Origin of the sequence: Methanospirillum sp., from assembly GCF_028679455.1 — an archaeon.
Taxonomy (GTDB): domain Archaea; phylum Halobacteriota; class Methanomicrobia; order Methanomicrobiales; family Methanospirillaceae; genus Methanospirillum.
Genome location: NZ_JAJRBM010000126.1, coordinates 1 through 6,596, shown reverse-complemented (window position 1 = coordinate 6,596; position 6,596 = coordinate 1). Strand labels below are relative to the sequence as shown.

At 40.4% G+C, this 6,596-nt stretch carries 4 protein-coding genes; all 4 read right to left on the bottom strand.

Translation table 11 applies throughout. The features are described 5' to 3' along the window. Positions 1-889, bottom strand: an 889-nt coding sequence (locus LUQ50_RS04345) for a hypothetical protein (protein WP_300036724.1), incomplete at its 3' end; no start/stop codon positions are given. Between the two features lie 365 nt (positions 890-1,254). Continuing rightward, on the bottom strand, positions 1,255-3,345 hold the full coding sequence (locus LUQ50_RS04340) for a beta-propeller domain-containing protein (protein WP_300036721.1): 2,091 nt from the start codon (positions 3,343-3,345) through the stop codon (positions 1,255-1,257). 345 nt (positions 3,346-3,690) lie between these two features. Further along, the gene (locus LUQ50_RS04335) at positions 3,691-6,138 is read right to left on the bottom strand and encodes a PKD domain-containing protein (protein ID WP_300036718.1); all 2,448 of its coding nucleotides are present in this window, start codon (positions 6,136-6,138) and stop codon (positions 3,691-3,693) included. 79 nt (positions 6,139-6,217) lie between these two features. After that, on the bottom strand, positions 6,218-6,596 hold a 379-nt coding region (locus tag LUQ50_RS04330; protein ID WP_300036715.1), incomplete at its 5' end, for a hypothetical protein.

Here is a 6,596-nt window from a genome sequence, read left to right as displayed (position 1 = left end):
CTTCGATGATGGTAAATAAACCACCAAGTGTGTCTTCTCCAATATCTGAACTTTTCACTACAACGGCCCATTTTTTTTCTGAACCTCCGGGATACCCAATAGGATCGTTGGGGATAGTCAATTTACAGACTATCAATGAAGAATTTGAGGTAACATCAGTACATGATATCTCTATAGAATCGCAAATTAGTTTTACTTCCCTCACTAATTCAAAATTTCTTCCAAAAACCTTGAATTCAATCTCTTTCCCTCGTACACTTTGAGTTGGATTAATACTGCGAATAACCGGAACTGCTGTAACGCTCCCGCTGGTTCCTCCCATAGCCTTACTTCCAAAGTAGAAACCAGCTACCGCAACAACCAAAGTACTCACGGTGGTGATAATCTGTTTTGCAATATCTTCTCCTGCCTTACCTTTTTCCGTTTTTCGCCCTGCATTGAAAAGTGTTTCATTATTCAGCTCTACAGAACGTTGAATATAGGCTATCTCTCCAATTGGAATGTCATCAAGTTGGTTTTGCGTAATATTGGTATAATTACTCACTGAAGGACTACTATGTTTTTCGACTTCCTCATACAGGAGGATCGAACTCGTCATAAAAATGAGAATGAGGCTTAATGCAATTACCGCCCGAATACTTCCTTCAGGGAGACCCAGAGACTGAGAACGATCAGACAAGCCGAGATATTTAAAAATAACAGCAGTAAACGTGAGAAATACCAAAAGCAAGATTACACTGAGAACAAGAAGGATCGAGAGATAAAATTCAGCTCCTCCCGCGTTTTCAAAATAAAAAAAACGGTATGCATACGCAATTAACGCGGTTAAAGTTAATAATACAACTAATATAATTGCTCCCCACATCGGAAAGTCGTGTCTTTCGATCATGGTTTTACCACAAACCATAAAACGAATGTTATAATATATAAAAATATGTGAGTATTATGTACCTTATTATTTAATTTGGTTAGATAGAATACATGAGATCATCGTATCATTTTTCAATTTAAAACCTACTGTGGCAATGCTAATACTTCCTTTATTGCTCCAATCATCAGAAAAACCGATTCTAAAAAAATGACCATATCCCTGTAAACAGTGCTAACCAAACAGGGATAACTGATATATGTTTTTCTGCAGTTAGGATGTTGAAAAATGGAGATAAGATCAGGATTTCGAATTTTCCCGAAAATAAGTTATAATTCGATATGGATCTAAGCAGGACTTCTCCTGATTAGACCCAGATCTCCTGATTACCACGTAATATTTGCTAACGGTCGTGAAATATCATTGATATCAGTAGCCATAATATTTTGAGGAGATATCGTATATAGAATTGAATCCATGAGCAGAGATCGTTTAACCGCAGAGCCCTGCTCATAATAATTATTCATGGTTATCGTTTCCTTGGTTATTTTTCCTTTTTCGGTAAACCCGTTCTTCGGATCTATCCCATATACATAGGTTCCCTGCCAGATGGACGGAATATATGAGCCATTATACTGACTTCCCGGTGTCGGAGTATTTGTTATCTCCTTAATGGGTATGGCCATCACATTATTACGCTGATCTAACAGGAACGCCCGATGGTCATGGAGGACTTCGGAGTCAGAACCCTTCTCTCCGATAATGACATGGCCTACCTCCAGGGGGTTTGTGAGATTCGATACATCAAATAATGCAATCTTTATGCCGGTTGCAGAGACTCCCCATTGATTCGGAGTGGTATCTTTTCCGATTCCTATCAGATGGGTTTCATCATATGGATGAAGGTAATCAGAGTATCCCGGAATCTTAAGTTCTCCTAAAATACCCGGATTTTTAGGATTCGAGAGATCAATAACAAAGAGCGGGTCCATTGTTTTGAAGGTGACCAGATATAACAGATCACCCATAAACCGAGCTGAGTAGATCTTCTCACCAGATGCCAGATGATCCAGACTCCCGATCACGATCATATCAGGATCAAGAACATACACTCCATTCGAACGCCCACCATTATTGCCAGTCACGTCTATTGTGGTTGCAACCCGGAGATTTCCCTCAAATTCATCAAGGGAAAACTGGTTGAGAAGGTATCCGGGGAATATTCCGGTGGATTTATACGAGATTTTTCCATCTTTAATACTAAACCGGTGTACAATTGATTTCTGTTGAGCAGGCATTGACCCCGGATTAGTTCCCTGATTCTTGTAGGCGATATACACATTTCCGGGAGAAACATAGAGCGTGCTATCCCGGCCCAGGAGAAATGATTCTGCAGTGGGCTGTGCGTCATTATGAATATTAAATGATGAAAGAGAGTAGAATACATAATTTTCCGGAGGAACCTGAGGGGCCCGGACATTTCTTATTGCGATCTCCTTTTTCCCGTCAAAAAGGACAGGCATATGGTAGTCACCTGCAGTCCGACTCTCCTGGTTGAGTACGTAGATGTCACCATCAATCATCCGTGCATTCTGGTATTTCCCAGGAATGCTGATGTCACGCAATAACTCCGGATGAGCACGGTCAATAATCGAGTAGACAAGTGCATGGGTCTGATATTCTGAACTTGGAACCGGGGCAACTGATCCTGCAAGTTTTATCAAGTTCTGACCATTTTTCCCGGTAAATATAACCAGACGATCTCCGTTCAGAAAAATATCAGATACATCGCCTTCAACAGGGATCTGCGAAACAATTTTGGCATTTTGAGCAGGATATGCGTCAACAATCGTCAGGGTATTTTTACTGATGAGGTAGATATACTTGCCATCATTTTTGATAAAATCAGGTTCATCTACTCCGGTAACCTGGATATTTGTTGTAGAGTATGTTGATGCAACATCGGTTCCGGATCTGGACTGGGAGTTGCCAGTTGCCGAATCTAAGGAAAATACCTGGTTTTCAGGTTCCATTACCGGATGTCGTGAGCCTCCATTCTGAAGAGATCCAGCCACTGCCTGAGATTCGAAGTTATAATTCACTTTTCCCGGATCCGTTATACCAAACGTATAATCCTTTTTTTGTGAGTTGATCGCTTTTTCTTTAGCCAGTTTTTCTTCATTCGCCCGGGTCTGATTTATAAAATACAGTTCCAGACCTTCAGCAGAACTGATCTTCTTTAATGCCAAAGGGTTTTCTTCATTATCCCCAAATACAGGCATAATGCCGAGAATGAGAGAAATAACGGAAGTATCCTCCTTTACCGTGACTTGAGGTGCAATAGCAACATTTCCTGTACCATTTGAACCTGGAGTCTTGGATACTCCCGTTATTACCTCCGGAGAAATGTGCTGACCTTCAGGCTGCAGATTCGGTAGACGATCTGCAGAGACACTGCAGATCATAACTAAGAGCATGAATAGCCCTATTTTTAAAATTATATTCATTTGAGTCATATTATCTTCCGGTTCTTTTGTGAATCAGAATAACAGTTACTACTTCTTATCCCAGAGGGCAATATGTTTCCGGCCTGAAAGTGGACACAAAGGAAGAGTAATTCAAGGAAATTTAGCAGAAAACACGGACCTATTCTTATTGAAGAGAATGAAAATGGAAATTACGATTGCTCCTACCAAGGTGTTTTGTATGGATTCCCGAACCTCGATGGTGTAAGGGTGGTATCAGAGTGAAAAATAATAGACTCAAACGGTGTTGGGAAGTGTTACATCCCAACGATGCAATTAGAGGAAATACCACGGCCTCTATATTGCAATGATATATGAAGGTTGTATAAAATCACTCATTCCAACGTTATTTCGAATCGTTAGTTCAACGGTAAATTGACCTGAGGTGGTATAGGTATGAGATGGATTTTGCTCGCTCGAACCTTGTTCATCCCCAAAATTCCAGTACCAGGAGTTCGGAGACCCGGTGGAAGTATCAGTAAACCGAATCGTGAGAGGTACTGACCCGGATCGCTTGTCAACCGTAAACCTCGCTACAGGTAAATCGGTTTTTTCTCCAAAAACTGCATGAATAGTATGGTTTTCATGAACATGATCAAAGGTGTGTTCGGATACTGATCCGATACTTCTGTTATCAATCTGAACATCCTTTGTCACAAAACCGGTATCAGGAGTTATAATGAACGATTGATCAGCATTTTTGATAACCTTTACCAGACCAGAGGGGGAGATAGTTCCTCCCGGTGACGATGTGGCCATAATCGTACATGATGCAGGATTCGATGCGGTGATATAATTGCTCTGTAAACAGGTATCTGATCCCAATCGATCAGAGGTAATTGTCAAAGAGACATTATAGGTTCCAGGGGTCGTATACCAATGAGTCGGATTTTTTTCTGAAGATTCAGGAGTATTATCACCAAAGTTCCATGCATATTTCAAATGTGGATCCATACTGATACTCTTATCAGTAAACCTCACTTCTAATGGAACTTCACCTGTTGTGGGAGAGGCATTAAATAATGCGGTAAGTGGTCGTTTTTTACCGGTTAAATTAATTATAACCTGATCTGGAGAGGTGTATATTATTCCATGCAGATCCTTGATCTGCAATTGAGGATGATATTCTCCTGGTTTTTCGTATCGATGCTTAATGTTCCTCTTATTTGAGGTATCGGGTTGTGATCCGTCACCAAAATTCCATATATATTGATACAATCTTTCAGGTATTCGAGGGTCAAGTATTGATTGATCAATAAAATTAACTACCTGGGGAGCGGGCCCTTTTAGAGGAAACGCAGAAAACTTTACCATTGGATACGTATTTTGTTCAACGTGTATATACGATGGTTTCGTGGTTGTTGTATTCAGACCATCCGCTGTGGTAATCGTCAGAGTAACGTCATAGGTGCCATTTTTCTGGTAGGTGTGGAATGGATTTTTTTCACGTAATCTGGTTATCCCATCTCCAAAATCCCATGCATATCCGGTAATAGGAACAGTGCTTATACTATCATCGGTAAAAGAGACGAATAGTGGAGCTGACCCATTCAAAGGATGTGCGGTAAATGATGCCTGTGGTTGCGTTGAAGAATTGGTTACCGTAATTGGTACTGAAGCAGAAGATTTATGTTTTGCTCCTGTCTGGTCCTGAATCTGTAACTGAGCGAAATACTCCCCACCCTTTGAATAGGTATGCTGAACGTTTCTCATGTTTGATGTGTCAGTTAATCCGTCTCCAAAATCCCAGATATAGGTATACATCTCATCAGGAACTGCAGGATCAAGATCTGACTGATCGATGAAATAAACCTCATGAGAAGGTGTTGTATTATGAGGAACTGCAGTGAATTTTACATTCGGGTACACGGACGGTTTGACATGAATATATGCCGGCATTGATGCGGTAGTTTTTTCTCCACCAGAATTTGTAATAGTGAGGCTGACATTATATGTTCCCCTCCCTACATAGGTATGTGAGGGATTTTTTTCTGTTGATGTCGTGCTTCCATCGCCAAAATCCCAAAGATAATTGAGTATCGGAGTAGTACTCCTGCTTTGATCGATACATGAAACATATAATGGAGCAGACCCAGTTGTCGGGACTGAAGTAAACATAGCAACAAAGGGTGATGATTCATTGGTGATAGTGACAGGAACAGGAGCTGGGGCATGATGTTTTTCGCCGAACTGATCCTGTATCTGCACGGTTGAGGTGTAGATTCCCGGATTTGTATAGGTATGATACGTATTTCTCGTGTTTGTGGTATCAGTGGTTCCATCGCCAAAATCCCAGATATAGGTATACATCTCATCAGGAACATCAGGGTCAAGTTCTGATTGGTCCATGAACTGTATTGGCCGGGTTGTGGTGCTATTTTCTGGAGTTGCCATGAACCTGACATTTGGATATGTGGACGGGCGAGCGTGGATGTAAGATTGCTTGGTTGTAATGTTGTTTATTCCAAATTCATCAGTAATCTTCAGGCTAACGTTATATTTCCCTCTTCCCTGGTAGATATGTAATGGATTTTTTTCTGTTGAGAAATTACTCCCATCTCCAAAATTCCATAAGTATCCTGATATATTGGATGTACTTGAACTCTGATCAATAAACGAGACCACTAATGGTGCTGGTCCATTTATGGGAACCCCTACAAATTCAGGTAGAATTTCTGCACTGATTCCACATCCTGACAGAATTAACAAAAAAAAGAGTACAGCGGAAATTTGTTTGTACAACATTATTTTAAAACCAGATTCCTGGTAATTTTTTTCTCTGGCTCTATTCATCATTTTTCCCCTCATTATAATGATATGGGTATCACACCAAAGCATTCAATTCAGAGAGAAAGCCTTCTATCGTTGAGGAGGCAATGTTTGGTGTCTTCAGACGAGTTGTCTGATTGATATTAATCAATGAAGACGCCGATTTATTTCCGATTTGAAGGCCAAGAGTAAGTTCTGGACCTACATAGTTATTTGAAATCCGCTTTCCTAACAATCCTATATTCCAGGTTTTATCTTTGTTATTGAGTTCAATCGTTGCATTCAGGTCCTTGTCATTCTTCTGATAGGTGAAAACATCCCCCTTTACACTCGTGGCATTATTAAAGGTAAGTTTCAATCCGTTTAATCTCAAGATGAGCGGATCGGTGGAGTTTATAGTACGTAATGCTAAATCCCCATCTCTGAGAGAAAAT